The sequence below is a fragment of the Paenarthrobacter sp. AR 02 genome, assembly GCF_021538675.1.
In the GTDB taxonomy this organism is placed as follows: domain Bacteria; phylum Actinomycetota; class Actinomycetes; order Actinomycetales; family Micrococcaceae; genus Arthrobacter.
This window is the reverse complement of the sequence record NZ_JAJUKH010000001.1, coordinates 1158739-1185347: the sequence shown is the minus strand read 5'-3', so window position 1 is coordinate 1185347 and position 26609 is coordinate 1158739. Positions and strand designations below refer to the sequence as shown.

The 26609-nt window shown below is 63.5% G+C and carries 30 protein-coding genes and 1 pseudogene; 15 read left to right on the top strand and 16 right to left on the bottom strand.

Features of this window, described 5'->3' with window-relative positions:
* Positions 1-47 precede the first annotated feature (47 nt).
* Both LRQ04_RS05565 and LRQ04_RS05560 read right to left on the bottom strand, forming a co-directional pair.
* Positions 48-632, bottom strand: a complete 585-nt coding sequence (locus LRQ04_RS05565) for a DUF308 domain-containing protein (RefSeq protein ID WP_235518235.1) — start codon at positions 630-632, stop codon at positions 48-50.
* A 9-nt stretch (positions 633-641) separates the two neighbouring features.
* Positions 642-1982 (bottom strand): MATE family efflux transporter, encoded by a 1341-nt coding sequence (locus LRQ04_RS05560; protein ID WP_235518234.1) that lies wholly within the window; start codon positions 1980-1982, stop codon positions 642-644.
* A 42-nt stretch (positions 1983-2024) separates the two neighbouring features.
* Between LRQ04_RS05560 and LRQ04_RS05555 the strand changes: the two genes are divergently transcribed.
* Together LRQ04_RS05555 and LRQ04_RS05550 are read left to right on the top strand one after the other, a co-directional pair.
* Positions 2025-2612 (top strand): antibiotic biosynthesis monooxygenase, encoded by a 588-nt coding sequence (locus LRQ04_RS05555; protein ID WP_235518232.1) that lies wholly within the window; start codon positions 2025-2027, stop codon positions 2610-2612.
* Positions 2613-2681: 69 nt separating this feature from the next.
* Positions 2682-3116: a DoxX family protein gene (locus LRQ04_RS05550; RefSeq protein WP_235518231.1), complete on the top strand. Its 435-nt coding sequence runs from the start codon at positions 2682-2684 to the stop codon at positions 3114-3116.
* Positions 3117-3259: 143 nt separating this feature from the next.
* On the opposite strand, the gene aztD is transcribed toward LRQ04_RS05550, so the two are convergent.
* A complete protein-coding gene (aztD, locus tag LRQ04_RS05545) occupies positions 3260-4573 on the bottom strand; it encodes a zinc metallochaperone AztD (protein ID WP_235518230.1) in 1314 nt (437 codons plus the stop codon).
* 112 nt (positions 4574-4685) lie between these two features.
* Between aztD and LRQ04_RS05540 the strand changes: the two genes are divergently transcribed.
* From LRQ04_RS05540 to LRQ04_RS05525, 4 genes are all read left to right on the top strand, one after another.
* Positions 4686-5087 (top strand): hypothetical protein, encoded by a 402-nt coding sequence (locus LRQ04_RS05540; RefSeq protein ID WP_235518229.1) that lies wholly within the window; start codon positions 4686-4688, stop codon positions 5085-5087.
* Entirely contained in the window at positions 5084-5410 is a 327-nt protein-coding gene (locus LRQ04_RS05535; protein ID WP_235518228.1) for a PEP-utilizing enzyme, read from the top strand. Before LRQ04_RS05540 ends, LRQ04_RS05535 begins: the two co-directional genes overlap by 4 nt.
* Complete coding sequence (locus LRQ04_RS05530) at positions 5410-5976, top strand: hypothetical protein (RefSeq protein ID WP_235518226.1); 567 nt, start codon at positions 5410-5412, stop codon at positions 5974-5976. Before LRQ04_RS05535 ends, LRQ04_RS05530 begins: the two co-directional genes overlap by 1 nt.
* 73 nt (positions 5977-6049) lie before the next feature.
* On the top strand, positions 6050-7030 hold the full coding sequence (locus tag LRQ04_RS05525) for an acyl-CoA thioesterase (RefSeq protein ID WP_235518225.1): 981 nt from the start codon (positions 6050-6052) through the stop codon (positions 7028-7030).
* 67 nt (positions 7031-7097) lie between these two features.
* On the opposite strand, the gene LRQ04_RS05520 is transcribed toward LRQ04_RS05525, so the two are convergent.
* The 4 genes from LRQ04_RS05520 to LRQ04_RS05505 all read right to left on the bottom strand — a co-directional run bounded on the left by LRQ04_RS05520 (position 7098) and on the right by LRQ04_RS05505 (position 11172).
* On the bottom strand, positions 7098-7751 hold the full coding sequence (locus LRQ04_RS05520; protein WP_235518223.1) for a GntR family transcriptional regulator: 654 nt from the start codon (positions 7749-7751) through the stop codon (positions 7098-7100).
* Positions 7752-7862: 111 nt separating this feature from the next.
* Positions 7863-8882, bottom strand: coding sequence for a transketolase family protein (locus LRQ04_RS05515; protein WP_235518221.1), 1020 nt, complete (start codon positions 8880-8882; stop codon positions 7863-7865).
* Entirely contained in the window at positions 8879-9772 is an 894-nt protein-coding gene (locus LRQ04_RS05510; RefSeq protein WP_235518219.1) for a transketolase, read from the bottom strand. Before LRQ04_RS05510 ends, LRQ04_RS05515 begins: the two co-directional genes overlap by 4 nt.
* 62 nt (positions 9773-9834) lie before the next feature.
* Positions 9835-11172 carry an MFS transporter gene (locus tag LRQ04_RS05505; RefSeq protein ID WP_235518218.1) on the bottom strand — a complete coding sequence of 446 codons (1338 nt, stop codon included), beginning with the start codon at positions 11170-11172 and terminating at the stop codon, positions 9835-9837.
* Positions 11173-11375: 203 nt separating this feature from the next.
* Between LRQ04_RS05505 and LRQ04_RS05500 the strand changes: the two genes are divergently transcribed.
* Genes LRQ04_RS05500 through LRQ04_RS05485 form a run of 4 tightly spaced genes read left to right on the top strand, consistent with a single transcriptional unit; the run spans position 11376 to position 15268 of the window.
* Positions 11376-12218 carry a sugar phosphate isomerase/epimerase gene (locus tag LRQ04_RS05500; protein ID WP_235518215.1) on the top strand — a complete coding sequence of 281 codons (843 nt, stop codon included), beginning with the start codon at positions 11376-11378 and terminating at the stop codon, positions 12216-12218.
* Between the two features lie 29 nt (positions 12219-12247).
* Positions 12248-13021, top strand: coding sequence for an SDR family NAD(P)-dependent oxidoreductase (locus tag LRQ04_RS05495; protein ID WP_235518214.1), 774 nt, complete (start codon positions 12248-12250; stop codon positions 13019-13021).
* A 36-nt stretch (positions 13022-13057) separates the two neighbouring features.
* Positions 13058-14800, top strand: coding sequence for a dihydroxyacetone kinase family protein (locus LRQ04_RS05490; protein ID WP_235518213.1), 1743 nt, complete (start codon positions 13058-13060; stop codon positions 14798-14800).
* A gap of 9 nt (positions 14801-14809) precedes the next feature.
* A complete protein-coding gene (locus tag LRQ04_RS05485; RefSeq protein ID WP_235518209.1) occupies positions 14810-15268 on the top strand; it encodes a ribose-5-phosphate isomerase in 459 nt (152 codons plus the stop codon).
* Positions 15269-15371: 103 nt separating this feature from the next.
* Here the strand turns inward: LRQ04_RS05485 and dnaB are convergent, their stop codons facing one another.
* Complete coding sequence (dnaB, locus tag LRQ04_RS05480; RefSeq protein ID WP_235518206.1) at positions 15372-16757, bottom strand: replicative DNA helicase; 1386 nt, start codon at positions 16755-16757, stop codon at positions 15372-15374.
* Positions 16758-17350: 593 nt separating this feature from the next.
* On the opposite strand from dnaB, the gene LRQ04_RS05475 reads away from it, so the two are divergent.
* Together LRQ04_RS05475 and LRQ04_RS05470 are read left to right on the top strand one after the other, a co-directional pair.
* Positions 17351-17821, top strand: a complete 471-nt coding sequence (locus tag LRQ04_RS05475; RefSeq protein ID WP_235518692.1) for a hypothetical protein — start codon at positions 17351-17353, stop codon at positions 17819-17821.
* A gap of 7 nt (positions 17822-17828) precedes the next feature.
* Positions 17829-18398, top strand: coding sequence for a hypothetical protein (locus tag LRQ04_RS05470; protein WP_235518205.1), 570 nt, complete (start codon positions 17829-17831; stop codon positions 18396-18398).
* A 6-nt stretch (positions 18399-18404) separates the two neighbouring features.
* Here LRQ04_RS05470 and LRQ04_RS05465 read toward each other — a convergent pair whose 3' ends face one another.
* The 5 genes and pseudogenes from LRQ04_RS05465 to LRQ04_RS05445 all read right to left on the bottom strand — a co-directional run.
* Positions 18405-18749: a zf-TFIIB domain-containing protein gene (locus tag LRQ04_RS05465; protein WP_235518204.1), complete on the bottom strand. Its 345-nt coding sequence runs from the start codon at positions 18747-18749 to the stop codon at positions 18405-18407.
* Positions 18750-18826: 77 nt separating this feature from the next.
* Positions 18827-19453 (bottom strand): FMN reductase, encoded by a 627-nt coding sequence (locus LRQ04_RS05460; protein ID WP_235518202.1) that lies wholly within the window; start codon positions 19451-19453, stop codon positions 18827-18829.
* A gap of 92 nt (positions 19454-19545) precedes the next feature.
* Complete coding sequence (locus tag LRQ04_RS05455) at positions 19546-20499, bottom strand: alpha/beta hydrolase (protein ID WP_235518201.1); 954 nt, start codon at positions 20497-20499, stop codon at positions 19546-19548.
* A 58-nt stretch (positions 20500-20557) separates the two neighbouring features.
* Entirely contained in the window at positions 20558-20923 is a 366-nt protein-coding gene (locus LRQ04_RS05450) for an alpha/beta hydrolase (protein WP_235518732.1), read from the bottom strand.
* Positions 20924-21045: 122 nt separating this feature from the next.
* A pseudogene (locus LRQ04_RS05445) lies at positions 21046-21372 on the bottom strand (alpha/beta hydrolase); the annotation flags it as partial.
* A gap of 398 nt (positions 21373-21770) precedes the next feature.
* Here LRQ04_RS05445 and LRQ04_RS05440 point away from each other — a divergent pair.
* Together LRQ04_RS05440 and LRQ04_RS05435 are read left to right on the top strand one after the other, a co-directional pair.
* The gene (locus tag LRQ04_RS05440; RefSeq protein WP_235518200.1) at positions 21771-23021 is read left to right on the top strand and encodes a CaiB/BaiF CoA-transferase family protein; all 1251 of its coding nucleotides are present in this window, start codon (positions 21771-21773) and stop codon (positions 23019-23021) included.
* Complete coding sequence (locus LRQ04_RS05435) at positions 23018-23959, top strand: hydroxymethylglutaryl-CoA lyase (protein ID WP_235518198.1); 942 nt, start codon at positions 23018-23020, stop codon at positions 23957-23959. The genes LRQ04_RS05440 and LRQ04_RS05435 overlap by 4 nt, the downstream gene beginning before the upstream one ends.
* On the opposite strand, the gene LRQ04_RS05430 is transcribed toward LRQ04_RS05435, so the two are convergent.
* Both LRQ04_RS05430 and LRQ04_RS05425 read right to left on the bottom strand, forming a co-directional pair.
* Positions 23956-24405 (bottom strand): SRPBCC family protein, encoded by a 450-nt coding sequence (locus LRQ04_RS05430; RefSeq protein ID WP_235518197.1) that lies wholly within the window; start codon positions 24403-24405, stop codon positions 23956-23958. The two genes, LRQ04_RS05435 and LRQ04_RS05430, sit on opposite strands and share 4 nt — an antisense overlap.
* Positions 24406-24488: 83 nt before the next feature.
* Positions 24489-24782, bottom strand: coding sequence for a DUF4287 domain-containing protein (locus LRQ04_RS05425; protein WP_235518195.1), 294 nt, complete (start codon positions 24780-24782; stop codon positions 24489-24491).
* 119 nt (positions 24783-24901) lie between these two features.
* Between LRQ04_RS05425 and LRQ04_RS05420 the strand changes: the two genes are divergently transcribed.
* A complete protein-coding gene (locus tag LRQ04_RS05420; protein ID WP_235518194.1) occupies positions 24902-25834 on the top strand; it encodes a hypothetical protein in 933 nt (310 codons plus the stop codon).
* Positions 25835-25841: 7 nt separating this feature from the next.
* Here the strand turns inward: LRQ04_RS05420 and LRQ04_RS05415 are convergent, their stop codons facing one another.
* On the bottom strand, positions 25842-26579 hold the full coding sequence (locus tag LRQ04_RS05415; RefSeq protein WP_235518193.1) for a GAF and ANTAR domain-containing protein: 738 nt from the start codon (positions 26577-26579) through the stop codon (positions 25842-25844).
* Between the last annotated feature and the right edge of the window lie 30 nt (positions 26580-26609).

Genomic DNA, 26609 nt, shown 5'->3' with positions numbered 1-26609 from the left:
GTCCCGCCGGTCTGCAAAAGTTCTACAACGAGTAGAACGTCCAGCTACTAGTTTACGGCCTCCGGCGAAGCTCCCGGCGCAGAGGCCGTCGCAGCCCCAGGGTTAGCCGTCCGGGCGTCGTGCCTCAGGGTCAAACCGGAGAGCATCCACAGCACTCCCGAAAGGATGGCGCCGCCCCCGGCCACACCAAGCAACGCGTGGGCACCCAAGGCGGTGAAGAACGGCAACAGCGCAGCGGTGCCGACGGAAATAATGCCCGAAAAGAGCCAGTCGCGGGCCACAACATCCCGCTTACGGAAACCGTGGACCAGCTCAAGCAGGCCCATAACCAGCAACGCCAGCATGGCCGACAAAGCGACGCCCGCATCCGACTGGGTGGCCAATGCAGCCGCACCGCCAGCAGCGACAACCACGGGTACGGCAATCGGAAGGGCCCGCGCCATCCACAAGGCCGCTGCTGTGCCCAGCAGGTACAACCCCACGGCCCAGGCAAGGACCTGCACAGAAGGCGAAGCCCAGAAGATCGTGACGGCCCCGAAGACCAGCGCAACCGTGGCACGGATCAGCACGGGTTTCCAGAGCCCCGCCGCAGCGTCAGAAGGAGTCTTGGCGGGAGTTGTTGGAAGAGTCACCCATCCAGTTTAGTGCGAACCCAACACCATCCAGCGATCGGTCCGCGCCCGCAATCCCAACGTCACTCCGCGGGCCAGCATGTAGCCCAGCGCAAAGGCGGCCCACAGCCACAGCAGCCCCGCCTCGCCGTCGGGCCTTACTTGGTGGATGACATACAGGAGCGGCAAGTAGACGGCCAGATTTACGACGCCGGCAATCGCCAGATAGCGCGCGTCACCGGCACCGATAAGGACCCCGTCGAGAACGAACACATATCCGGCCAACGGCTGCCCGAGCGCCAGTACCCAGAGCGCCACCGTCAAAGCGGAGCGCACCCCGGCATCGGAGGTGAAAAGATAACCCGCCCAAGGGGCCGCCACGGCGAGCAAGACCCCCGTGATCACGCCGAATCCGAGCCCCCAGCGGACCATGGTGCGCGTTAACTCCCGGACCCGGCCAGCGTTCCCGGCGCCGAGTTCCTTGCCAATCAGGGCCTGCGCGGCAATTGCCAGGGCATCGAGGGCAAAAGCAAGGAAGGAAAAGATCGTCATGGCCAACTGGTGCGCGGCCAGGTTGACGGCCCCCTGGGCGGTGACAACAAGAACTGTCGCGAGGATGGCGAGCCGCAAGCTGAGCGTTCGCAGCATGAGCCAGGAGCCGACCCTGGTCATGGCCCTGATTCCGTGCCAGTCGGGTCGCAGGGAAACGCCGTGTCGCCGCGCGTTCCGGCCGACCATCACCAGATAGACCGCGGCCATGGCCCACTGGGCGATGCTGGTGCCGATCGCCGAGCCCGCAACGGACAGGTTCAACCCATAGACCAGGAACCAGTTGAGGGCGATGTTCAGCGCAAACCCCGCCGTTGCTACCAGCAAAGGCGTGCGGGTGTCCTGGAGCCCGCGGAGAACGCCTGTCCCGGCAAAGATCAGGAGCATGGCGGCCAAGCCGGGCATGGACCACCGCAGGTAGTCGACGGCGAATGCGCGCACATCCCCGGTGGCACCCATGAAACCCACCAGGGGCTCGGCGGCAACAAAGCCGACCACCGCGAGCGCCAAACCGAGCAGCAGCGCCAGCCAGACTCCGTCGCGCCCTGCTGCCAAAGCCTTCCCCAGCTTGCCGTCGCCGATCGCCCGGGCGACTGCCGGCGTCGTCGAGTAGGCCAGGAAGACCATGAGACCCACTGCAGTGTGCAAAACAGTGGACGCGAGCCCGACGCCAGCCAGCTGGTCGACCCCCAAATGTCCCACGATCGCGGAGTCGGCCAGGAGGAACAGGGGCTCGGCGATCAGCGCGCCAAAGGCGGGAACAGCCAGGCGCAGGATCTCGCGGGCGTTGGAGCGGGGTGTGGTGGTTGTGGTCTCAGGCACTAAACCAGCCTAGTGGGCCGTGTGGCGGGTACATTTGAGGCCGTGTCCAACGAGCATCCCGTCACAGTTTCCGTGGCCCGCACTATCCTTCCCGGCTATACCCGGCAGGCGAATGCGTGGGCGCACGCCGGCCAGGAATTGGCACGCGAATGGCCAGGCTACCTCGGATCCGGGTGGGTGCGGAACGGCGAGGACTCGAATGAGTGGCACATGCTGTACCGCTTCGCGGATGCCGGCGCGCTGCAGGCTTGGGAGGATTCCGAGGAGCGTCGCTGGTGGATAGACAGCGCCAGGGACATGATGGAGACAACCCGGGTGGAACGGCACACGGGAATCGAGGGCTGGTTTTCCCGGCCGGGCGATGTTTCGGTGGTGGTCCCCGAGACCGTTGCGCCACCCCGCTGGAAGCAGGCCATCAGCATCTTCCTGCCGTTCTTTCCGCTCAGCCTGCTGGCGAATTTCCTGCTGCACCCGGTCACCCAACATTGGCCTTTGGTGTTCGCGGTACTGCTTAACATCGTCATCCTGACCCCGCTGATGACTTATATTTTCCTGCCAATCACTACCCGTTTGCTTCAACCGTGGCTGCAGAAGCCGCCACGGAAGCGCCGGGTACGGCTGAATTCCTAGTTCGCGGCGTTAGTCACAATCGGCCATGATTAGTTGACACTTCAACTTATCTTCGGAAGTGTTGGATACATGAACAAGTCCAGCTTGACCACCACAGCCCTGACCGTCCTGCGCGTTATTGCAGGATTCCTCTTCGCCGCGCACGGTTGGCAGAAGTTCAACGAATTCACCATCGCCGGTACCCAGGCATCCTTCGCACAAATGGGCGTTCCGGGTGCTTCCGCAGTCGCCCCGATCGTCGCGACCCTCGAGCTCGTCGGCGGCATCGCGCTGATCATCGGCTTCCTTACACGCGTCTTCGCCGCCCTCCTGGCCGTCGACATGCTCGGTGCACTGTTCCTGGTACACGCCCCGGCCGGCATCTTTGTCGGCAACGGTGGGTACGAGCTTGTGCTGCTCTTCGCCGGCGCCGCCTTGGCACTCGCGCTGGCAGGCGCGGGCCGGATCTCAGCCGACGCCGCCGTCTTCGGCCGAAAAGGATCGAAGCTCCGCGTCCTCGCATAAGCCCCGGACGCTCTCTCACGAAACACCCCATTCCCCCAGACGCTCTCTCACTTCCCCAAAGAAAGTGAGAGAGCGTTAGGTGTTTAAGGGACGGGTCGTGAGAGAGCGTTAGGTGTCTAAGTGGCGGGTCGTGAGAGAGGGTCCTAGCCCGTGATGCCGGTGAGCTCGTTCGGGACGTGGTGGAGCTTCGCCGATTTGGTCACCTTGCCGGACTTCAGGTCCACAGCGTGAAGTGACTGCGAGGCAGGTTCGGTGACGAACGCCGTCGAACCTTGAACGAAGAGCGTCGGGCGCGGGTCCTGCCATGTTGCCGGCTCTTCCCATGCGGCCACGACGGGGATGGAGGATGTGACGGCGCCGGAGAGCGGGTCAATGACCCGCAGCCCGCCATCCGTGCCGAGTACCAGCGCTTCGCCCGCCGGGCCGCGGCCGAGTGAGCGGAAGGAGTAGCTGGTGCCGATGTCGACGAGCTGCATGGTGGCGGTTTCGGTATTGACCAGCGAGACCCGGGTGGGCCGTTCAGGTTTTGCGGCCTTGTCCACCTTGTAATCGCCCAGGATCACCGGGGATTTTTCCGAGCCTGCCTGATTTCCCATCCGACCGTAGGCATCGGGGCTGGCGACCTTGGTGATCGCGCCGTCCTTGTAGATCAGCATCCCGTTTTCGCACCCCACCACAACGGCTTCACCTGCGGCGACGGCCTCGCCATGAACACCAGGGCAGTCCTCGTTGCGCACGACTTCCGTCCGCTCCTGCCCCTTGCCAGCTGAGAGCACTGCGATTCCGGAGCGGCTTTCCTCGTTGCCGAGGGTCACCAGCAGCTTGCCGTCCTCCAGCTCAACAGCCACCCCATGGTGCGCCTCCGGCGTCACGTAGGTGTCCGTCGTCGGCAGTTTCCCATCCTCCACCGCGGCGGCCAGGGCCGATGTTTCGAAGCCTTCCACCTTGCCCGAGCCGTCATTGAAGAGCACGGTCTTGCCTGCGTGCAACACCACGTGGCCGGCCTTATCCGCCTCAAAGGCCAGCTCGGTCAGCTTGGGGTCTGCCACATAATGATGGCTGTGATCGCCATGCGGCTCGGTCCAGGCCCCTGCGTCGAACAGCCGGAAAGCGTCGCCTGTGGAGACAAAAACGTGTCGGCCGTCCCCGGCAGGATTGAGCCGGTTGAATCCGGACATTTCCGCACTTCCCACCTGCTCAAGGGAGGTGGGATCGAGGACTCCAATGCCTGCGTCGTGAGTATAGACGAGCCGCGGCGTCGGTGCACCCGCCTCCTTCGGGCTCGTTTCCGAGGCAGCTGAAGGCGACGCCTCCACGGCGTTGCCGGCGGAGCCGCCGGGGGCTGCGCAAGCGGTCAGCAACAGGGCTGAAAGTCCGACGGCGGCAATCGGCTGCGCGTGCACACGGCGCCGGCGGGTGGGGCGGACGGGGGGCATGGGGGTTGAGTGATCTGGCATGGCTTAAATGATATTGATTCTCATTTAGACCGCAACTTGCGACGGAAACATGTCGCCTCGGGGGCATCAACATGATGTTGACAACAGATTGTTGATGTTCGAGGCTGGAGCAATGACCCACCCCAGTGACGCCGAGGCGGCTGACCTTCAAATGCGAGCAACTCGGCTGCTTCTGGACAGGGGCGGTTCGGATCTCCCCGCCCGTCCATGGCTTCATAAAGACCAGCCACCCTCCGCGACGGACCTCATTCAGCACGTTCTGTGGCGTTCCCGGCGCACAGACGCCGCTCCTGAACCTGATGCCCTGGACCTCCGCGCGGCCCTCGCGTTGGTGTCCGCCGCGCGGGGCGAGATGGACGCCGTCGAATCCGCGCTATTGTTCCTTGCCAGAGCGGAAGGCCTGACGTGGCAGCACATCGCGGACAGCCTCGGGCTCCGCTCCGCGCAGGCGGCGCAGCAGCGGCTGGACCGGCTGGCAGACCGCCCGCACACAACTGCAAGGAGCGCTCGTTGACCGTCCTGGCAGGAACTGCTGCTTGCGCCGGGACCGCCCGGGGAAGTGCCCGGCTCATTCACGGATCCGACGAGTTCGGCCTTTTCCAGGCAGGCGAGGTCCTGGTCTGCCGCACCACGGACCCTGCGTGGACGCCGCTCTTCGGGCTGGCATCGGCGGTGGTCACGGAGACCGGCGGAATGTTGTCGCACGCCGCGATCGTCGCCCGGGAGTTTGGCATTCCTGCCGTGCTGGGCGTGCGTGACGCGCTGGCATTGCTCACTGACGGTGGCGCGATAGCCGTGGACGGAGCGCGGGGAACCGTCACCCTGATGGACGCCTGATGATGATGCTGACCCTGCACGCCGTTCGCCTCCTTGGGTTCGCTGATACGGAGGCCGTAGCGGCCCGCTTCGCCCAAGACGCTGGCCTGGTGGAGGCCCAGCTCATCGACGCCGGAGTGAACGGTTTCGTTTCGCGCAACACTTTCGCTGGGTTCAGTGGTTGGTTGTTGTCGGGTGCCGGCAGGGTCGAGAATGAACAGCTTCTCGCTGATGAGCTGGACCGGACGGGTGCGCGAAGCCTGGTGCTGGCTGTGCACGACGATTTCGCGGAATCCAACACGAGAGTCGTCAGCGCGTGCGGTGCCATCCAGCTTCAGGCATCGAGCAGCGCCGATGCCATGCACCTCCTGGCGGAGGCCGTGACAGCGTGGCGCCCTCTCGAAGCCCGGCTAATTGAAGTGCTGCCTCGTTTTGGGGGCTACTCGGGGCGCTTGCTACACGCACTCCAACAGGCAGCAAGGGACCCCACATGGATTACCGCCACCAATCGCGATTCCTTCCACCGCGCCTGGTTCGAATTGCACGAAGACCTCATTGCCACCCTCGGCATCCAGCGTGGGCAGTGAAGCGTCTGCCCGCCGAGACGTCCGGCGCTGACTTAGTCACGTAACAGAAACCTGCCAACAGTAAACTTCCAGCATGAGCGACGCTGCCGGCAATTCCGTGACCCTCCGCTTCCTTGCGGCACCCACCGACGTCGGGCACAGCGGGTCCGTCGACGCCGGCACCGTCCTCGAGTGGGTGGACAAAGCGGCGTACGCCGCGGCGGTTGGGTGGGCCAAGTCCTACTGCGTCACGGCCTATGTGGGCAACATCCACTTCACGGATCCGGTGAACAGCGGCGACATGGTGGAAGTGACTTCCACGATTGTTTACACAGGGCGCTCCTCCATGCACATCCACACCGTGGTCAGCTCGCGCGACCCCAAGGGCGGCCCGGGCCCGGAGACGATGCACAGCCAATGCATGGTGATCTTCGTGGCCGTGGGTCCGGACGGCAAGCCGATTCCCGTCCCCCAGTTTGAGCCGTCCACTCCTGAAGAGGTCGAGCAACGGGACCACGCACTGGCACGCATCGAGGTCCGCGAGCAGATCGTCAACGCGATGAACGCACAGGAGTATACCGACGCCGGGACAGCCGAGCGCGTCACCCTGCGGTTCATGGCGTCCCCCACTGATGTGAACTGGGGCGGCAAGGTCCACGGCGGCATCGTCATGAAGTGGATCGACGAAGCCGCCTACGTGTGCGCCTCGCGATACTGCGGCAAAGATACTGTGGCCGTGTTCTCAGGCGGCGTTCGCTTCTACAGGCCTCTGCTGATCGGTCATGTCGTGGAGGTCGAAGCGCGACTTGTCTACACCGGTGCCAAGGGCATGCACGTCGCCGTCCACGTACGTTCCGGTGATCCGAAGACCCGCGAAATGAACCTGACCACGTACTGCCTCACGGTGATGGTGGCCCGGGACGAGACCGGGACGGCCGTGCCCATCCCGGCCTGGGAACCGGTGACTGACGAGGACAAGAAGTTGCACGCGCACGCCCGTGAACTGCTGGAAATCCGTGGCCACGCACCGGGAAACCGCCTGCCGGATCACCTTTTGAAGGCAGCCGGCGCCTAAGCCCGTCGCTGCCCGCTCCTACGTCGTTGCCCAACAACGGCAAAGCGGGTTAGGAACGCGCTAGAGCTCAGCCGACCAAATTCTCCGCGGCACCATCCATGTGCGCGATGATCGTCTCGCGTGCTTTGGCTGCATTCCCGGTTTCGATGGCCGCAACAATGTCGTGATGCCGCCCGACACTCATGTTCCGGGTTGCGCGTTCCAGGCCGGCGAACATGATGGACATCCGGATGGAACCCTCCAAGGATTCCCACGAGTGCAGCAGGGTTTCGTTTCCGGACAGGCGGCAGAGCGTGCGGTGGAACTCGAGGTCGGATTCGATCCGCTCCTCCAAGGACGATTTGGCGGCCTTTTCCATGGTGTCGACGGCGGCACGCAACTCTGCCAGCGCGGCCTCCTTGTCCGGCATGTCGCTCAAGGTCCGGGCAGCCAGCGATTCCAGGACGCCGCGGACGGCGAAGATGTCCCGGATTTCCTTGACGTCCAGGTGCCGGACGGACATCCGGCCGCGTGCCCCGGCTGAAATCAGGCCTTCCTGTTCCAGCTGGCGCAGGGCTTCCCGGAGCGTGCCGCGGCTGATCTGGAGCATCTCCGACAGCTCGGTTTCGACGAGGTGCCGCCCGGGTTCGAGTTCACCACTCGTGATGGCGGTCCGCAGTGCTGCGAGCGCCTGTTCGCGCAGGCTCTTCTTCTCAAGTCCCAGCAGGGATGCGGTGGCCATGGTGTGTCCTCGGTTCTATGGGCGACTGCTGACAGTCCGGTGTTAACTGTCGATACTACGGGCAGGAGTGCGGGACGGGCAGTTATGGCCGTCCCGCATTCCCCAAGAAACTCAGCCGAGTTCCGCCAGCACCTTGGCCACAATCCGGTCCACGGACAGGCCGTACCGTTCGTGCAGCGTAGGCAGCGCGCCAGCGTCGAGGAACTGGTCCGGAAGGCCGATGGGCACCACACGCTTCCCGAGACCGGCGGTGACGACGGCGGATGCAACGGTTTCGAACAAACCGCCAACAACCGTGTGGTTCTCCAGCGTGACGGCAAGACGGTCCGTGTTCAGTTCTGCAAGCACGGTGGCGGCGTCGAAGGGTTTGATGGTGGGAGTGTGCACCACGGCCACATCCACGTTGTGCTTCGCCAACGCATCCGCCGCCTGCAAGGCACGCATGGTCATCAGGCCGGACGATACGAAGACGACGTCGTTGCCGCCGCGCAGGACCTTGGCTTTGCCGAGCTCGAACGTGTAGTCGTACTCGTCCAGCACTGTGGGCACGTTCCCTCGGAGCAGGCGCAGGTACGTCGGCCCTTCAGATGCAGCGAGTTGGGGAACTGCCTGCTCGATGTCCACGGAATCGCAGGGGTCCACGATGGTCAGGTTGGGCATGCCGCGGAAGATCGCCATGTCCTCGGTGGCCTGGTGGCTGGGGCCATAGCCCGTGGTGAGCCCGGGCAGACCGCCGATGATGTTGACGTTCAGGTTCGGTTCGGCGATGTCCAGGCAAAGGAAGTCGTAGGCGCGTCGGGCGGCGAACACCGAGTAGGTGGAGGCGAACGGGATCAGTCCGGTTTCGGCCATGCCCGCGGCCGCGCCAAAGAGGAGCTGCTCGGCCATGCCCATCTGGAAGAACCGCTCCGGGAACGCCTTGGCGAAGATGTGCATATCGGTATATTTGCCGAGGTCCGCGGTCAAACCCACGATCTTCGGATTAGCTTCCGCTGCGGCAACGAGCGCGTGCCCGAAAGGAGCGGATGTGGTCTTCTGCCCCGGGTCAGCAAAGGACGCGATCATGGCCGAGGTTTTGAGCTTCGGCTTCCCCACTGAAACCGCGCCCGCCGCCGTCGTAACTGTGCTCATGCTGAAGCCGTCCCTTCGTATCCTGCGGTCAACTGGTCGCGGCAGATCTGCCATTCGTTTTCTTCGATGCGCATGAAATGCGCCTTTTCGCGGGTTTCCAGCAGCGGGACGCCCCGCCCCACCTTGGTGTCGCAGAGGATCACAGAAGGTCGCCCGACCGCACCGGAAACCGAGGCGATGTTGTCGAACGCCGCCAGCAGCGCACCGACGTCGTTCCCGTCCACGCGCTGGGTGTACCAGCCGAACGATTCCCACTTCTCGGTGACCGGTTCGGTGCGCAGCACCGTGTTGGTGGCGCCGTCGGCCTGTAGGGCGTTGATGTCCACCATGGCGGTCAGGTTGCCCAGTTGGTGGTGGTGCGCACCCATGGCGGCTTCCCACGTGGAGCCCTCATCAAGTTCACCGTCGGAAAGGAAGTTGATGACTCGGGATGCGGAGCCCTGAAGACGCAGCCCCAAGGCCATGCCGACGGCGATGGTCAGGCCGTGCCCCAGCGAACCTCCGGAGATTTCCATGCCGGGCGTATAGGTGGACATGCCGGACATCGGCAGGCGGGAGTCATCGGAGCCGTACGTTTCGAGCTCGGCCACGGGCACGATTCCGGCCTCGGCGAGGGCTGCGTAGTGTCCGATTGCGTAGTGTCCCGTGGAGAGCAGGAACCGGTCGCGGTCAGCCCAGTGCGGGTCCTCGGCGCGGTAGTTGAGCTGGTCGGCGTAGACGGCGGCGAGCATGTCTGCCGCTCCTAGCGCCTGGCCAACGTACCCCTGACCTTGGACCTCGCCCATGTTCAGGGCGTGGTGCCGGATTCGGTAGGCGGCGGCACGGAGGCGGTCAACGCGTTCGCGGGCGGGAGCGGACGCGGTGGCCGCTTCGACTGATGAGAGTGTCACGTGGAATTCCTTTCGGAGCCGGGCGTGTACCGCTGGGGTGACGCCCGACGTCGAGGGCTGCTTTAGGCGTTTATGGTCTGGGGAGTTTTGCTGGCGGCTTCTTCGGCGAGCTTCCGCTCACGCTTGCCCCAGGTTTCCCTCGTGGAGAGCGCTGCCCACAGGCCGATGGCTGCGTAGGCGCTGAAGAGCAGGGCCGGCCCCATCCACCCCATGCTGACGAAGAGCAAGGTGGTGATGAACGGGGTGAAGCCGGACACCATGGCGGAGATCTGGTAGGCCAGTGAAGCACCGGAGGAACGGGTCTTGGCCTGGAAGAGCTCCGGGAACCACGCACCCTGGGCGCCGGCGAGGGAGTTCTGGCAGACGGCGTAGGCAACCACGATCGTGGCGATGATCAGGAAGAACAGTCCGGTGTTGACCAGCATGAACATGGGGATGCCAAAGACGACTGCAAACGCCGTGGACCAGATGTAGACAGGGCGGCGGCCTACTTTGTCGGTGAGCTTGCCCCAGTAGTAGGTAGCGAAGATGCCTATGCCTGCCGCGATGCAGAGGGCCACCAGGGTCTCGGTCTTGTCCGCCAGCTTGTTGGTGTGGAGATAGGAAATCATGTACGTCACGGACACGGCGTAGCCGGCAGTTTCAGCGATGCGAAGGCCGATGCCGCGGACGATGTTGCGCCAGTCGGTCTTAATGACCTCGATGATGGGGGCCTTCACGATGTCGCCCTTGGACTTGACGTCCTCGAAGACCGGGGACTCCGGAACCTTGGAACGGATGATGAGGCCGACGGCAACCAGCACGATGCTGGCCAGGAACGGCACACGCCATGCCCACTCACTGCCGAGCCCCACGCTGCTGAGGAACACCAGGTTGGCGAGCAGGAGGCCAACGGGGAAGCCGGCCTGAACAATGCCCGTGAATTGGCCCTTCTTGCGCCACGGTGCGTGTTCGTAGCTCATCAGGATGGCTCCACCCCATTCAGCGCCGAAAGCCAGACCTTGGATCACACGGACCAGTACCAACAGCGCTGGCGCCAACAGGCCCACCTGCTGGTAGGTGGGCAGCAGGCCTATGGCAAAGGTAGCCAGGCCCATGAGGACCAGGGACGCCACCAGCACAGGTTTGCGGCCCAGCTTGTCGCCGAGATGACCACCGATAATACCGCCCAGGGGACGGGCAGCGAAGCCGACGCCGAGGGTCGCGAAGGAGGCTAGGGTGCCGGTCACCGGGTCGGCGCCCGGGAAGAATGCCGTACCGAAATACAGTGCAGCCGCGGTGCCGAAACCGATGAAGTCATAGGTTTCGATGACTGCGCCGACGCCGGATCCGACGGCGACGCGCTTTGCTTCCTTGGTTCCATGAACCGGACCACGCATGGTCAGAGCTTCGTTGCTCATAGTGTCTTTCCCTTTCAAGAGTGCGGCGCTTCTTGGGCTACCCCACTGTCGACAGTCAACATAATACGTCAACTGTGACCCACGACACCAGCAATGTCAACAGTCGACTCTAAAGGTTGACTGTTGACAGTCAACGGCCTTAACGTGGTTTACATCACTAAGGCGTCTCACCGATGAGGCCCCGACTTAGAGGATCAACGACGATGTTTCATCAACGACTGGGCTGTTCGTCCATCAGCTTCCGCCACCAGGAGCTGGCCACCGCCCTGCACACCATGCGCGACGCAGGCTTCGAGGAGATCGACCTCGGCGCCCTCCCTGGCGTGTGCGATCATGTGCCCTACGTGCTGGACGCCGGGGCAGTCGAGGCAGTTACCGCCGTCGTTCTTCAATCAGGCATGAGCGTCCGTTCGGTGAACGGCGATGTCGGGGACCTGAACGCAACGCTCGACGCCGGGGCCCGGGAAGGCCGGGAACGTCACCTCGAGATGTTGCTGGCTTTGGCCTCGAAGACCGGGGCGAAGGCACTGGTCCTCCCCTGCGGGGCAATAGACCACGAGCCCAAGCGCGGCCTGACTGAAGATATCGAGCTTGTAGCCGCCGAACTGATCCACGCCTCGCAGCGTGCGGCGGAGTTCGGCGTCGAACTCTGGACGGAGTCCCTCCACTACTTCCGGCTCTGCTGGAACACCGAACGCGCGCAACTGCTCGCGGACCGGTTGGCCGGTTCCGACGTTGGAATCGTCATGGACTTCAGCCACATCGTCGCCTCAGGCGGGAACCCTGTGGATTTTGTGTCCCGCTTCGGCGAGCGCATCAAACACGTCCACCTCCGTGACGCCGTGCCGGCAACAGACTCCGAGCCCGGCAACATCAACCTCAGCATCGGCAACGGCCAGGCAGACTTCGCCGCGGGGCTTTCCGCGCTTCGGGACTTTGGCTACATCGGCCACTTCTCGTTGGAACTCGAAACCCGGGACGTCACCCATGACGAACGCCCGGCGGCGGCCGCCAAGGCAGCCAGCTTCATTACAGACCTCATCTAGTCCGCGTCACCTCATATTCAAGGAGCACCATGACCACCATCCAGCGCACCGCCGTCCTCACCGGAGCAACCTCCGATCGCGGCATCGGCCTGACGACTGCCCGCCGCTACGCAACCCAGGGCTGGGGCATCGTCATCCTGGACCTCGACGGCGAGAAGTCCGCCAAGGTTGCCGCCGAGATCGCCAACGAATTCAACGTTCCGGCGTTCGGCTACGAAATCGACGTCGCCAACGAGGCCTCCGTCACCGCAGCCCAGGCCGCCGTCGCCGCAGAGGTTGCCGCCGGAAACCTCCCGCCCGTCGGGGCCCTGGCCAACATCGCCGGCATCACCTCACCGGTTCCATTCCTGGAAACCACGCTTGAGCTGTGGCACAAGGTCATGGACGTCAACGCCACGGGCACCTACCTGGTCACCAAAGCCTTCCTGCCGGACATGATCGCCAACGGCTGGGGCCGCATCGTCAACATGTCCTCGGTCTCAGCGCAGCGTGGCGGAGGCGTGTTCGGCAAGGTTCCCTACTCTGCAGCAAAGGCCGCCATCCTCGGCTTCACCAAGGCACTTGCCCGGGAAATCGGCGAGACCGGCGTGACAGTCAACGCCATCACCCCCGGTGCCGTGGACACCAACATCCGGGTTGGCAGCACCGAAGAACAGGAAGCCGCCATCAATGCAGGCATCCCCCTGGGACGGAATGCCACCACCGAGGAAGTCGCCGCGGTCATCACTTTCCTGTCCTCCGAGGACTCTGCGTACCTGACCGGCACCACCATCGACATCAACGGCGGCAGCCACATCCACTAAGTCCCCGGCCGCCGGAAACCAGAACCAGGACCCACCATGACCAGAATCTTCAACGATCCCGCCGACTTCGCTGACGAAGCCCTCGCCGGTTTCTGTGACGCCCACTCGGACCTCGTCCGCCAGGTGGAGGGTGGCGCAGTCCGCCGCGGCCGCCCTTCCACGCCCAAAGTGGCTGTCGTCACCGGCGGCGGCTCAGGACACTACCCGGCATTCGCAGGCATCATCGGGCCGGGATTCGCTGACGGTGCCGTGGTGGGCAACATCTTCACCTCACCCTCCACCCAGCAGGCTTACTCCGTGGCGAAGGCGGCAAACTCCGGCGCCGGCGTGGTGTTCACCTACGGCAACTACGCCGGGGACGTCATGAACTTCGGCATGGCCAGCGAACGGCTCAACGCCGAGGGCATAGCGACGGAGAACGTGCTGGTCACCGACGATATTGCCAGCGCTTCCCCCGCCGAGATCGAAAAACGACGCGGTATCGCCGGTGACTTCGTGGTCTTCAAAGTCATGGGCGCCGCTGCCGAAGCCGGCTTGGACCTTGCTTCCGTTGTCCGGGTGGGACGGAAGGCCAACGATGCCACGCGGACCATCGGCACGGCATTCAGCGGTTGCACCTTCCCGGGGGCCGAGCAGCCGTTGTTCCGCCTTCCCAAGGGGAAGATGGGCCTGGGCCTGGGCATCCACGGCGAGCCTGGACTGTTCGATACCGAGCTGCCGACCGCCGTCGAACTAGGCCAGGAACTGGTCCGCCGCGTGCTGGCGGAGACTCCGGCATCCGGTGCGACGCGACTGGCCGTCATACTCAACGGCCTTGGCTCCACCAAACACGAAGAACTCTTCGTCCTGTGGCGGACGGTTGCTCCCCTGCTGCGCGAGGCCGGTTACACCCTGGTAATGCCGGAGGTAGGCGAGTTGGTGACGTCCCTGGACATGGCCGGTGCCTCGCTGACGCTCACCTGGTTGGATGACGAGCTCGAGCAGTACTGGACGGCTCCGGCACTGACGCCGGCCTACCGCCGCGGTGCGGTTGGCTTCGAGGCCTCTTCCGCTGTATACACCGAAGCCGATCCCGACCACGTCGCGGAGGCTGACTACTCCTCCACGGCCGAATCCCGCGCCTACGCCGCCCACTGCCTCCAGGCCCTGGACACGACGGCGGCACTGCTTCGCGATTCCGAATCGATGCTGGGTGACATGGATGCGATTGCCGGCGACGGCGACCATGGTCGCGGCATGGTGCGCGGATCGGCTGCAGCGTTGGACGCCGCACGCGAAGCCTTCGAACTCGGCGCCGGAGCCGGATCACTGCTCGCTGCCGCCGGCGACGCGTGGGCCGATAAGGCAGGCGGCACGTCAGGCGTCCTGTGGGGTGCCGGTTTGCGCGCCTTGGGCGAGCGGCTCGGAGACGCAGAAACCCCGACGCCGGCGGCCCTCGCCGAATCCGTCCGCGCCTTTGCCGAGCGGCTCTCCAGCCTGGGCAAGGCTGAAATCGGCGACAAGACCATGATGGACGCCCTGCTGCCCTTCGCTGCCTCGCTTGAGGACCGCGTTGGATCAGGCACTGCAGTGGAAGAGGCCTGGTCCGCTGCTGCCGCCGATGCCACCGCAGCAGCCGGGGCAACCGCCGAACTGCGTCCTTTGAAGGGGCGCGCCCGGCCGCTTGCCGAGAAGAGCATCGGCACACCCGACCCCGGGGCGACCTCGCTCGCCATGGTGTTCACCGCCGTCGGGCCCCATTTCACCGCAGTTCCCGTACCCGCTGCAGCAAATAACTAGGAGAATTCCATGCGCATCATTGTGGGCGCCGACGAAGCCGGCGTTGACTACAAAGACCGAATCCTGGCCGACCTCCAGACCGACTCCCGGATCACCGAAGTGATCGATATCGGTGTCAACAGGGCAGACGAGGACTTCACCAGGCCCTACCCGTATGTGGGCATTGCGGCAGGCGAGATGATCCGCGATGGCAAAGCAGAGCGGGCCATCCTCTTCTGCGGGACGGGTATCGGCGTGGCCATTGCCGCCAACAAGGTTCCTGGGATCCGCGCCACGGCGGCCCACGATTCGTTCTCGGTGGAACGCTCCATCCTCTCCAACGACTGCCAGGTGCTCACCATGGGCCAGCGAGTGGTGGGCGTGGAGCTGGCACGACGCTTGGCCAAGGAGTGGATCGGCTACGCATTCGATCCGTCATCCGGGTCTGCCGCCAAAGTAAAGGTCTTGAGCGACTTCGAAGGCTGCTAGGCACCCGATTCGAAGGCCAGGACCCTGCGCTAAGCGTGAGGCCCTGGCCTTTGGCGGACTCCAGCCCAGGCAGTTGCCGGTCCTCGATTGAAGTGCAACCGTCCTAGAACCCGCCGCCACCACCGGCGTCGCCCGCCATGTTGGCAAAGCGCGAGTAGTGGCCCTGGAATGCGACAACGATGTCCTTGGTAGGACCGTTACGGTGCTTGGCGATGAGGATGTCAGCTTCGCCGGCCCTGGGTGATTCTTTGTCGTAGACGTCTTCACGGTGCAACAGGATGACCATATCGGCGTCCTGCTCGATGGAGCCGGATTCACGAAGGTCGGACACCATAGGGCGCTTGTCCTGACGCTGCTCGGAACCACGGTTCAGCTGCGAGAGCGCAATAACGGGAACCTGCAGCTCCTTGGCCAGCAGCTTGAGCGCGCGGGAGAACTCGGAAACTTCCTGCTGGCGTGACTCCACCTTCTTGCCGGAGCTCATGAGCTGGAGGTAGTCAAGGATCACGAGCTTGAGGTCGTGCTGCTGCTTGAGGCGGCGGCATTTGGCCCGGATCTCCATAAGCGACATGTTGGGGCTGTCATCGATGAACAGCGGCGCATCATTCATGCGGCCCATGGTGGTGGCGATCTTGGACCATTGCTCGTCCTTGATGGTGCCCTTGCGGAGATCCTGCAGGCCGATGGTGGCTTCCGCGGAGAGAAGGCGCATGGCGATCTCATTCCGACCCATTTCCAGGGAGAACATGACCGTGGCCAGGTTGTTCTTGATCGCGGCGGAACGGGCAAAGTCCAGGGCGAACGTGGACTTACCCACTGCGGGACGCGCAGCGATAACGATCATCTGGCCGGGGTGGAGGCCGTGGGTCAACTCGTCCAACTCGTAGAAACCGGTGGGAACACCGGTCATGCCTTCGCCTCGGTGACCCGAGGCCTCGATCTCGTCCACGGTGGATTCCATGACGTCCTTCAACGCCACGTAATCCTCGGCCGTACGCTTTTCCGCAACAGCGTAGACCTCTGCCTGGGCCTGGTTGACCAAGTCTTCCACTTCGCCATCCTGGCCGTAGCCCATCTGGACGATCTTGGTACCGGCATTAACCAAGCGGCGAAGGACTGCACGCTCGGCGACGATCTCAGCGTAATAGCCGGCGTTCGCCGCGGTGGGGACGGTTTGGATGAGCTCGTGCAGGTAAGCGGGACCGCCGATCCTGTTGATCTCACCGCGCTTGGTCAGCTCATCGGAGACCGTGACGGCATCGGCAGGTTCACCTCGTCCGTAGAGGTCGATGATGGATTCGTAAATGGTCTCGTGCGCCGGACGGTAGAAGTCGTGCCCGCGGACGATTTCGACGACGTCGGCGATCGCGTCCTTGGACAGCATCATGCCGCCCAGCACGGACTGTTCAGCCGGGATGTCCTGCGGGGGTTTCCGGCTCGAGTCTGAAGCGCGTGTGCCCTCGATTGAGTCCAAGTGCGTAACTGACAAAGCCGTCCTCCATTTGTGTACCGCTGCGGGTGTGCAATCCCGGCGGTCCTTAAAGCGCTGTATGCGGGTAGGGATCCCGCCGGTTGAACCTGACACTGTCAGGCACGTCCGACAAAATAGCGATCCTTATCCACAAGTTATCCACAGCCAGCTCCGCAGAGGCGCTTCAATCGTTCATGATTTCGGGGCCTGGGGATCCCGGCAGTGAATAAACGTGCCCAAAATGGACACTTCAGACACGTTACAGCAGGTGCCGGAACACCCCTGTGGATAACCTGTGGAGTAGCACCCCCACGTTGTGCACAGACTGTGGGTTACTCTGTGGATAGAGAAATTCTTTCTGCGGAAACAAGCCTCTGACCTGCGGAAACATCGCAATTCGACTGTGGACTAAAGAAAGATTTGGCACAAAATCATCCACAGACAATCGGCCGAATCGAGCCCATCAAGCACTAAAGCGTCGCTAAACATGCCGAAAATGTGATGCATCTTACAGTCGCGCCTCGAATTTGACAGAGCTCTCTCAGAAGCCTATGCCCCAAACGGAATGTGCTGTGGATAACCAACTTCTGGCATAAGCTCTAGGCATGGGGATGAACTTTGGTGACGTGCTGACGGTTGTCCTTCCACTCCTGATCCTGGTGGGCCTGCTCTGGGCCTTAACTGCGGCCTTCAAACCCCGCGACACAGGAGTGTCCGACGCCGAAAGGTACCAGCGCGAATTGGCCGCACGCTCCGCCGCGCACCAAGCCGCCCAGGCACAGGCTGCCTTGGCACTGCGCGCCCGCATAGAGGCGTCCACCAAGCCCAGCCAGAACGTTGCCAGCCACAATGAGCAAGCGCAGCAGCGGGCACCCATCCAGGCCCAAACCGGACCGTCCCAGCCGGCCGGGCGTCCGAATCAGCAGCCCGCAGTCCTTCCCAATGGCGAACTAAACCCGCAACTGGCTTTTGAATTGCAAAACCTTGTCCGCAGCGGCAAGAAGATCGAAGCCATCAAAGTCCTACGCCAGGCCACGCACTCAGATTTGCTTACCGCCAAGAACTACGTAGATCGGCTCTGACACCGCCATGGATTCCATCCTTATTCCGCTGCTTATCCTGATTGCGGTCATCGCAGGCGTACTCCTGCTCATTCGATCCTTCACCAAGCGCGCCGCCGAAACGAAGGCAGGTGGCGCAGCAGCTTCGAAGGACCCGGTGGAGTTGGCCAAGGAGTCCGCAGCCAAACTCAACCAGGAGCAGCATCGCCAGATCTACTCACTGATCGCCCGGGGACAGGGAATGGCGGCCATCAAGCTGTACCTGCAGGCGACTGGTGAAGGACTGCGGGCCTCACGTGATGCTGTCGGCGCACTGGCAGCCCACCCGCAACCGTTTACCCCTGAAGTTCCCGCCAAGGACCTGCTGGCCGACGACGACGATGAGCCCGAGCGCTTCCCGTACAGGTACCGGGCAATCGTCAGCAAGGGCGACGTGACCCGCGAGGTAAGCAGCAACATGCTCAACGACGAGATTTACGGCCGCATCCGGACCCTGGCGAAGAGCGGTGACGTCGAAGGTGCAGCTGTGGCACTCACGCGCCATTCTGATATCACCATCAAGCAAGCGCGCGAGTTTATCGAACTCCTGGACGACTAGAAATCGTTAGAAGTCGAATAGCTCGCCGAGGAAGCCTTCCTTCTTCTTGCGCTTGCGGCCGTGCTGGTCGCGACGGTCGTAGTCGCCCCGGCGGTCGTAATCCCGCCTGTCCCGATCGTCGTAGCGCGGCTGCTGGGGACGGGACTCGAACGGGTTGTACAGGGGCGGCGGGGCGATCGGGGGCTGGGGCGGTGCTGCTGCCGATCGGGCCGGGGCCGGGCCGGTCTCAGCCGAAACGCGGTCAATGATCTTGTCCAGCTCCCCGCGGTCCAGCCACACTCCCCTGCATTGCGGGCAATAGTCGATCTCTACGCCGCCCCGCTCGCTCATCACCAGGTCAATTGAATCCACGGGACACTTCATGCCTGCCCCAACGTTCGGCGGAACGGAATAGTTCGGGCCCGGCCAGCCCCGGCCGCTTGGCCGGGCTACCTTCCAGCCGAAATTCCAGCCAGCAACTGCTCGAACGGGAGTGATTCCAGCGCATCGTTTTTGCGGTGAGGCTGGTCTCCGCTGAGCAACTGCACCAGCTCGCCCGCCGCCCGGTCTACCCGCGACGAAAGGGGCGAGCCGCCGTCGTCGGTGTTCCCCCAGTCCTGGGGCCCCGCGAAGACGCCGGTCGAAGCAATCCTGGTCCGCAGGTAGCTGAAGAGTGGGCGCATCGCGTAGTCAAGGACCATCTGGTGGCGGTCGGTGCCACCGGTGGCGCCGAGCAGAACAGCCTTGCCGTCCAGGGATTTGGGATCGAGAACATCAATGAAGGACTTGAACAACCCGCTGTAGGAGGCGCTGAAGACGGGGCTGACGGCGATGATGGCGTCGGAATCCTCGACGCCGGCAATCACCTCAGCGAGGCGCGGCGCGGCGTAACCGGTCACGAAGTTGTTGGCGATGTCCACGGCAAGGTCGCGCAGTTCGACGATGTCGATCCTGGCCTCGTAACCGGCCGCGCGCAGCTGCCGCTCCGTGGACGCTGCCAACTGGTCAGCCAGCAGGCGGCTCGACGACGGGACGCCCAGACCGGCGGAAAGTACGGTGATGCGGCGGGTTTCCATGGCATTCTCCTATTGCTCGTTCATTCAGTTTACATGCATTTGCATCTACATCAATGAACCGAGGCGACTCTCCATGTATTCCCGCGGTTGCGCTAACTGGCCCCGAGTCCCGCCAGGAAAGCCGTGGTGGCAGACGATATCTGCTTCTGGGCTACGTCCCGGGCCACAGCGGGCTCACCATCGCCGGGCTGCTCGCCGTAGTCCCCGAAGTAGGCGTGGTTCCCGCCCTGTACCGCCAGGAAGGCGGCGTCGGAGGGAAGCAGTTGACGGGATGCGTCTATTTTGCCCGGCGTACTCAGCCCGTCCTCGGTGCCGGAAATAGACAGCACCTTCAGGTCGGCACGATCCCGCAGGGAGTCAAGCGGATAGGAAGCAAAGAGCAGCAATCCCTCGACATCCTTGTTGTTCAAAGCGAAGGAGCTCGCACTGACGCCACCAAGGGAATGTCCCCCCACGGCCCACGTAGTGATGCCCGGATTGTCCGACATGGCACCCCTGGCCTGGTTGCCGTCGAGAAGGCTGAGATTAAGGGGTTCCTTGAGGATGACTACCAGGATTCCGGCGTCGACAGCGGGCCTGAGAATGTCCGCATAGGCCCTCGCCTCGACCTTGGCGCCTGGATAGAAAACCAGGCCGCGGGTTGCCTGCCTGCCCACCGGCGACATGGTGATCGCCGTCGGGGTTTCCGCCACGGAAATTTCCGACGCCGCCACCGCCGAGGCCGCTTGGTAAGCGAAGGGGTTGAGCCAGGCCAGGGCTGCCACCAGCGCCAGGACCACGGCCCGGCCTAACCACGCGCCTGCAGCGCGAAGGGCGGAGCGACGACGGCGCACCTCGCGCCCTCGCCAGAGCAGGACACCCCAAAGAAGCCCGACGACGACGGCAGCCACCAATATTGACGGCAGCAGCGGGTGTCCTCGCAGCACGGCCGGATTGCCGATCAGCATTCCCGCCGGCACCAAAACCAGGGCCGCCGCGCAAAGCCAGGAGGCCCAGAAAAGGGCAGGGCGGTTGGTGGTTTCCAGGTGGGCCGAATGTATGGTCATATCTGAATAATAGTTCCATCATGGAGATAATTCCCGGCGTGATGGCCCGCACCCGGAATTACGGCTTCCTGGCGGCGTTCGTGGACAGGAAATCGAGCAGCTTGTCGCGGGCCTCCCGGGCCTCGGCAAAGTTCAGATGGAACTGGTACTCATGGGGAAGTTCTGGCTGATGGTCAGCAGGCCAGAACAGCTCCGTCACCGGAACGCCGGCATCTTTCAAACGATTGCTGTAAGGAACCGACTGAAGCCACGTCAGCCCGTCACCGTTTCCTCCGCTGATGAACGTCGGTGGGAAGTCCTTCTGGACGAAGTCGATGGTGGACATGGTTGCGCCGGCGTAGGTTGCGGACCAGTCCTTGGTGCCGGTGTAGGCCCAGAGCGAAGTCTTGAAGCCCCAGGCCACAATGCCGTTGAGATCTGCCATGGCCCGGAGATCGTACAACCGCAGTGCAGGATGGTAGCGGCCAAGTCTGATTTCTGCAGGGCGGGCTGGATTCCCAGAAGGTCGGCATACGCGGGGTTCACGGTGAGCGTCGTCAACTGGCTGGCCAATTGCGCACCGGCGGAATCTCCTGCCAGGACGATCCGTCCCGGGTCCACGTTCAGCTCCGGAGCATGTGCCTTGATATAGGCGAGGGCGTCGTTGATGTCGCGCACGGCTGTGGGATACGTCGCCTCAGGGGCGATCGGGTAACCCAATCCGATGGTGGTGTAGCCCTCAGCTGCCAGAATCCGGAGGTACGGCTCAACATCCCGTTGCGCGCCGGAAATCCATGCGCCTCCGTGGATCCATACGATCGCGGGAAGCGCTGCGGTAGTCCCGGCAGGAGTGAAGGCATCGAAAGTCGATCCAGGCTTGTAGGCGATCCCCATGTGGGTCTGCAGCGGAGTATCGGGGATGTACGGCGTCATTTCGTCGATGGTGGCCTGCGCGCCGCGTTCAAAAACGCTTCGAATCACCATCGCCGAGGGCCATGGCATTGCGGAAAGCGCCAAAAGCAGAACCAACACCACGAGGATCGCCAGATCGAGTTTCCGGAGGCGCCTTGTGCGCTTTGGACGGACCCGCGGACCGGCAGCTGTTGCCGCCTCCTTCTCCGCGCTGGCCTGAAGTGATTCCAACGGTCCCATCACACACTCCCCTGTCGGTGCACCTGTGGACCATGCTAAGGGCAAAGACTGCCACGCAGGGGGCACCCGCCACAGTCATGTTTCCAGCCTAGTTGCGGCGAAATCTTGCAGTACGAGCCCAAGATCATAGTCTGGGAGGCATGACACAGGAAGCAATCGCCCCGCTGGACGGCGTCCGGGTCCTTGAGCTCGGAAATTACATAGCCGCCCCCACCGCCGGCAGGCTGCTGGCCGATTTCGGCGCGGAAGTCATCAAGGTGGAGCGCCCGGGGACCGGCGATGAGCTCCGCAACTGGCGCCTCCACAAGGGCACCACGTCCATGCTGTACCGCACGTTGAACCGCAACAAGAAGTCCGTGGTCCTGGACCTGCGCACTGAGGCGGGAAAGCAGGCCGTGCTGGAGCTCGCCGCCCACTCCGACATACTGCTGGAAAACTTTCGGCCCGGCACCTTGGAAAGGTGGGGCCTGGGGCCGGAGGTCCTCAACGAGGCCAACCCGGACCTCATCGTCACGCGCATCTCTGCCTTCGGGCAGACGGGGCCGCTGTCCGGGCGGCCCGGTTTTGCCGCCGTCGCCGAAGCCTACGGCGGGTTCCGAAACCTGGTGGGCGACCCGCACCGGGCACCAGTGCGGGTGGGTGTTTCCATTGGTGACTCGATCGCCGGCCTTTATGCCGCCTTCGGCTCCGTGATGAGCCTGTACCAGCGTGAAGCACGACGCCGGGACGCGGCTGGTGCGGTTCCGCTCGCCGAACGCATCATCGACGTCGCGTTGAATGAGGCAATGTTCTCCATGATGGAGTCACTGATCCCGGACTTCCAGGCCTACGGCGTGGACCGGCAACGCGTCGGTGGCCGCATGGAAGGTATTGCCCCCTCGAATGCCTATGTGTGCGGGGACGGGGCGAGCATCGTGGTGGCGGGAAATGGCGACTCGATTTTCCAGCGGTACATGCACACCATTGGGCGGCCCGACCTTGCCGGGGATCCCGGGCTGCAGTCCAATGCAGGCCGCTGGGCCAAACGTGAAGAGTTGGACCAGGCCATCGGTGAGTGGGCCTCGACCCTGGGCGCTCCGGAGGCCCTTGCCGTCCTTGAGGCCGCCGGAGTCCCGGCCGGACCTATCTATACAGCGGCCGATATCAGTGCGGACGGCCAGTACGCTGCACGCAACATGATCCAGAAATTCGACGTCTCCACAGGCGAGGAAATCCTCTCCGACGTAGGTTTCCCCGGCATTGTTCCCGTGATCGGTGAGCAGTCCTTGCCCATCCGGAACTTGGGGCCGGACCTCGGCGAGCATACCCAGGAGGTACTGGGTGGCCTCCTGAACATGGACGCGGCCCAGATCAAAGCGGCTTCAGGAAGCGACGAGGTAATACAGCCATGAACTCCCTTTCCAGCCCGTTCGGCAACGCAATCCTGCGGGATGTGACGCTGCGCGACGGACTCCAACTCACCGGTAAAATCCTGCCGACGGAACGGAAGGTCGAGACGGTCCGGGAGCTCCTGCGCCTGGGCGTACCAGCGATCGAGCTGGGTTCAATGGCACGGGCCGACCTGGTGCCCACCATGGCCAACACCCTTGAAGTTGTCCAAGCACTGACCGCTGACGAACTGGAAAAGTGCTGGATCTGGGTGGCGACGCCTGGCCATGTAGCAAAGGCATCGGCTGCGGGAGCACGGAATTTCCAGTACTGCCTGTCGGCCTCGGATTCCCACAACAAGGCAAACATTGGCCGGACCACTGACCAGAGCCTGGGTACCTTGCCGGAAGCCGTCGACATTGCCAGATCGGTCGGTGGAGCGATTCAACTGTGCATCGCAACGTCTTTCACGTGTCCGTTCGAAGGATATGTTCCGGAAGAGCGCGTCCTGTCGATCGCCAACGACCCCCGGGCGGCGGGCACCACGGACATCGTCATTTGCGACACCTTGGGCCAAGCAGTTCCGGCCCAAGTGGCCAGCCTGGTCACCCGGGTGCGGGAAGAATCCCCTGCCCGCCGGATCGTCTACCACGGCCACGACACCTGGGGGCTGGGCGTGGCCAACACGCTGGCAGCGATCCAAGCCGGTGCCGCGATGGTGGACGGCGCTCTCGGCGGTTTGGGAGGATGCCCGTTTGCACCAGGCGCCAGCGGCAACACCTCCAGCGAAGACCTCCTGTTTGCCACCCGGCCCGGCTGGTTGAACCCGGAGGTCTTCGGCGAACTGGTGCGCCTGTCCGGTAAGTTGCTGGAGGAGCTGGGAGAACCCAACCGCTCCAAGGCGGCACAGGGTGCCCAATCCAAAGCCGCAGCATTCGAATGGGTAATGCCCGGACTTTAGGCTTTGCGTCCAGCTCCGCCCACGGCCATCAATCCCAGGCGCTTGAGGGTTTCACGGTTCCGAACGCCGATCACTGGATCCCGTAACGCCTTGGGCACGATCTTTCCGGGGCCGCGGACGGCGTCTTCGGAGATGGAGACCCTGCATTGGCCGCTTCCGGTGGGCTCCAAAGTAATGAGCACCTCCGCCTCGCCCATGGGCCAACCCCTTGCCAGGAGCTTGAGTTCCCTGGCGGGCTCCATGCCGGTGACGCTGGTGTTGTCGTCGATGAGGAACGGCCAGGAGCCTACTGAATGGTGGAGCCGGGCACCTACCTGCGGCCATTGATCGTCCACGGCGCGGATCCGCGATGCGCCTACCACCCAGCCGGAGTAAAGCCACCCGTCGGCCATCACATCCCAAATGCGGTCGGCCGATGAGTCAAGAACTTCGGTCACTGTCGACATCTTTAGCCCTTCCACGCGTTGCCCGGCCTCATCGCTACCACAAGCTAAGCATGCTTACTGTCCGCCTACCAGCGATTGCGCAATTATGGCGAGGGCTTGCTGGCCTTTCCATCGAGCCAGAGCAGGTCCGAGTCGTCACGGTGCGGGCCATCCGAGCCCACGTGCTTGCTGTCGATTTTCGGGCCGTTCTTGATGACATGAACCATCGCCATCCCGTGTCCACGCCCCAGACCATAATCAGCCTTCAACCATTCAAGGATGGTTCCCGCCTTAACGGACGGGTCGTTGAAGCCCTTGCTTTCCGCGATCTCCACCAATTGCCTGGGCGTCAGCCCTGTCTTGTCCTCGACGGCGTCGAGGTATGCCTGGAAGGACATGAATAGTGCCTTTCGTCAGTCGCGGCTGCCCTCGTGGCGAGGTCCGCGGGGAAGAAAATTCCAAGTACGCGCGACTCTACTGGATGCCGCCGACAACGAGACAGGAGAAGGGTGTCCGGGTGTCTGCAACCACCTACACTGGCAGCATGCGCGGAGAGCTGACGATGCGGGCTTCGGCTTCAGTCGTGACCTTCTTCAGCACCGTGGCCCTCCTGGCCGGATGCACCGGACCTGGCACCGGCGCACCTGCCGTTGAAACACCCTCCGCCACCTCGCAGAAACCCATCACCGTTGAGGTCAACCAGTCCCGGGACCAGTACGGCAAACAGGCCATCCAAATCCAGCTGACCAACACCACGGATGCGTCGCTCACCGTGAGCAGCGCCCGGCTGAAATCACCCCTGTTCGAGCAGGACATCGTGTGGAGGCCGTCGGAGGGCGGACTGGTCCTGCCGCCCAAGCAACCCAAGAGTGTTCCCACGGCCCTGCCCGCGCCGGCCTGCGACACACCAAAAGACACCAGCACGGACCTCACCGCGAAAATCGACTATGCAGAAGCAGGCAAGGACCCCGTTCCGCAAACCTCCGACGCATCCGACCCCTTCGGCGTCCTCCCCCGGAACGCAGGCGAGCTGTGCCTCGCAGCCCAAGCAGCCGACGTCGCCAGCATGGTCCTGGACCCGAAACTGGAGGTTGCAGCTGACGGCGGCACCGCCGTCGTACGCCTTCTGATAACGCCAGCAGCCGACGGCGGCTCCCATCGGACGCTGACCATCCAGGGCATCGACGGCACACCCCTGCTGGCCGAAGCCGACAACCAGCCGTGGCCGCGGGACGTCAAAATCAGGCAAGGCACTGCGCTCATGGAACTCGCATTGGGAATCCGTCCGGCACGCTGCGATCCGCACGCCGTGGCGGAGGACAAAGTAGGGACATTGCTGCCACTCAGGGTCAAAGTGGGTGACCGCGAAGGCCTGCTGAAAATCGCGGCGTCAGTTGACCTGCGGGGCCGCATCTACGACTTCGTTACTGCTGCGTGCGGTGACGGATAACGCGGATTCAGTCGTCGAAGTGGGCCACGACATCCGGCTGCCCGGAAATACGGTCCACCATCGACTGCGCAACGGAATGGAGTTTTTGGTTGCGATCGCTCGAAGCCCGCCGCAGTACCTCGAATGCCTCACCCTGGGTGCATCGGTTTTGGGCCATGATCATTCCGCAGGCGAGATCTATGACTGTCCTGGTGTCCATGGCGGCTTTTAGATCGTCCCCGCGCTGATCAGCGGCCGCAATCCTGATGGCCAGCCGCATTGCTTTACTCGACATCTCCACGAAAAGCACAGCATCGGCAATTCTCTCCTCCGTGAAGACCCCCGGGGTAGGGGAGAAGAAATTCAACACCGCGGCCGAATCCGGGCCCAAGGTCATGGGGACGCCCAGAGCACTTTTGATCCCTGCCGCGTCCAGCGCGCTCCGATACTCCGGCCAGCGCGGATCGGAATCAACATCTCCCAGAAGGACCGGCACACCACTGTCCAGTGCGTCGACGCACGGCCCCGAACCCAAGGACTGTTCAATCCGGTCCAACATCAGGGCACGTTCGCTGCTGCCTCCAATCGTGGCAGTCCGTTTACGGCGCCTCAGTGTCACCGCACACTCAATGTGCGTGGCGCACACCCTGGTCATCATGCCTGCGGCGAAGCCGGTCAGTCCGTCCAGGAACGCCTTGACGTCCTCGGTCCCGGCAATGAGGTCGACCAACCGCTCGAATTCTCCCGCCCAGTCTCCTTCACCCATGACCTCAATCTAGAGAACCCCGCCGCTTGC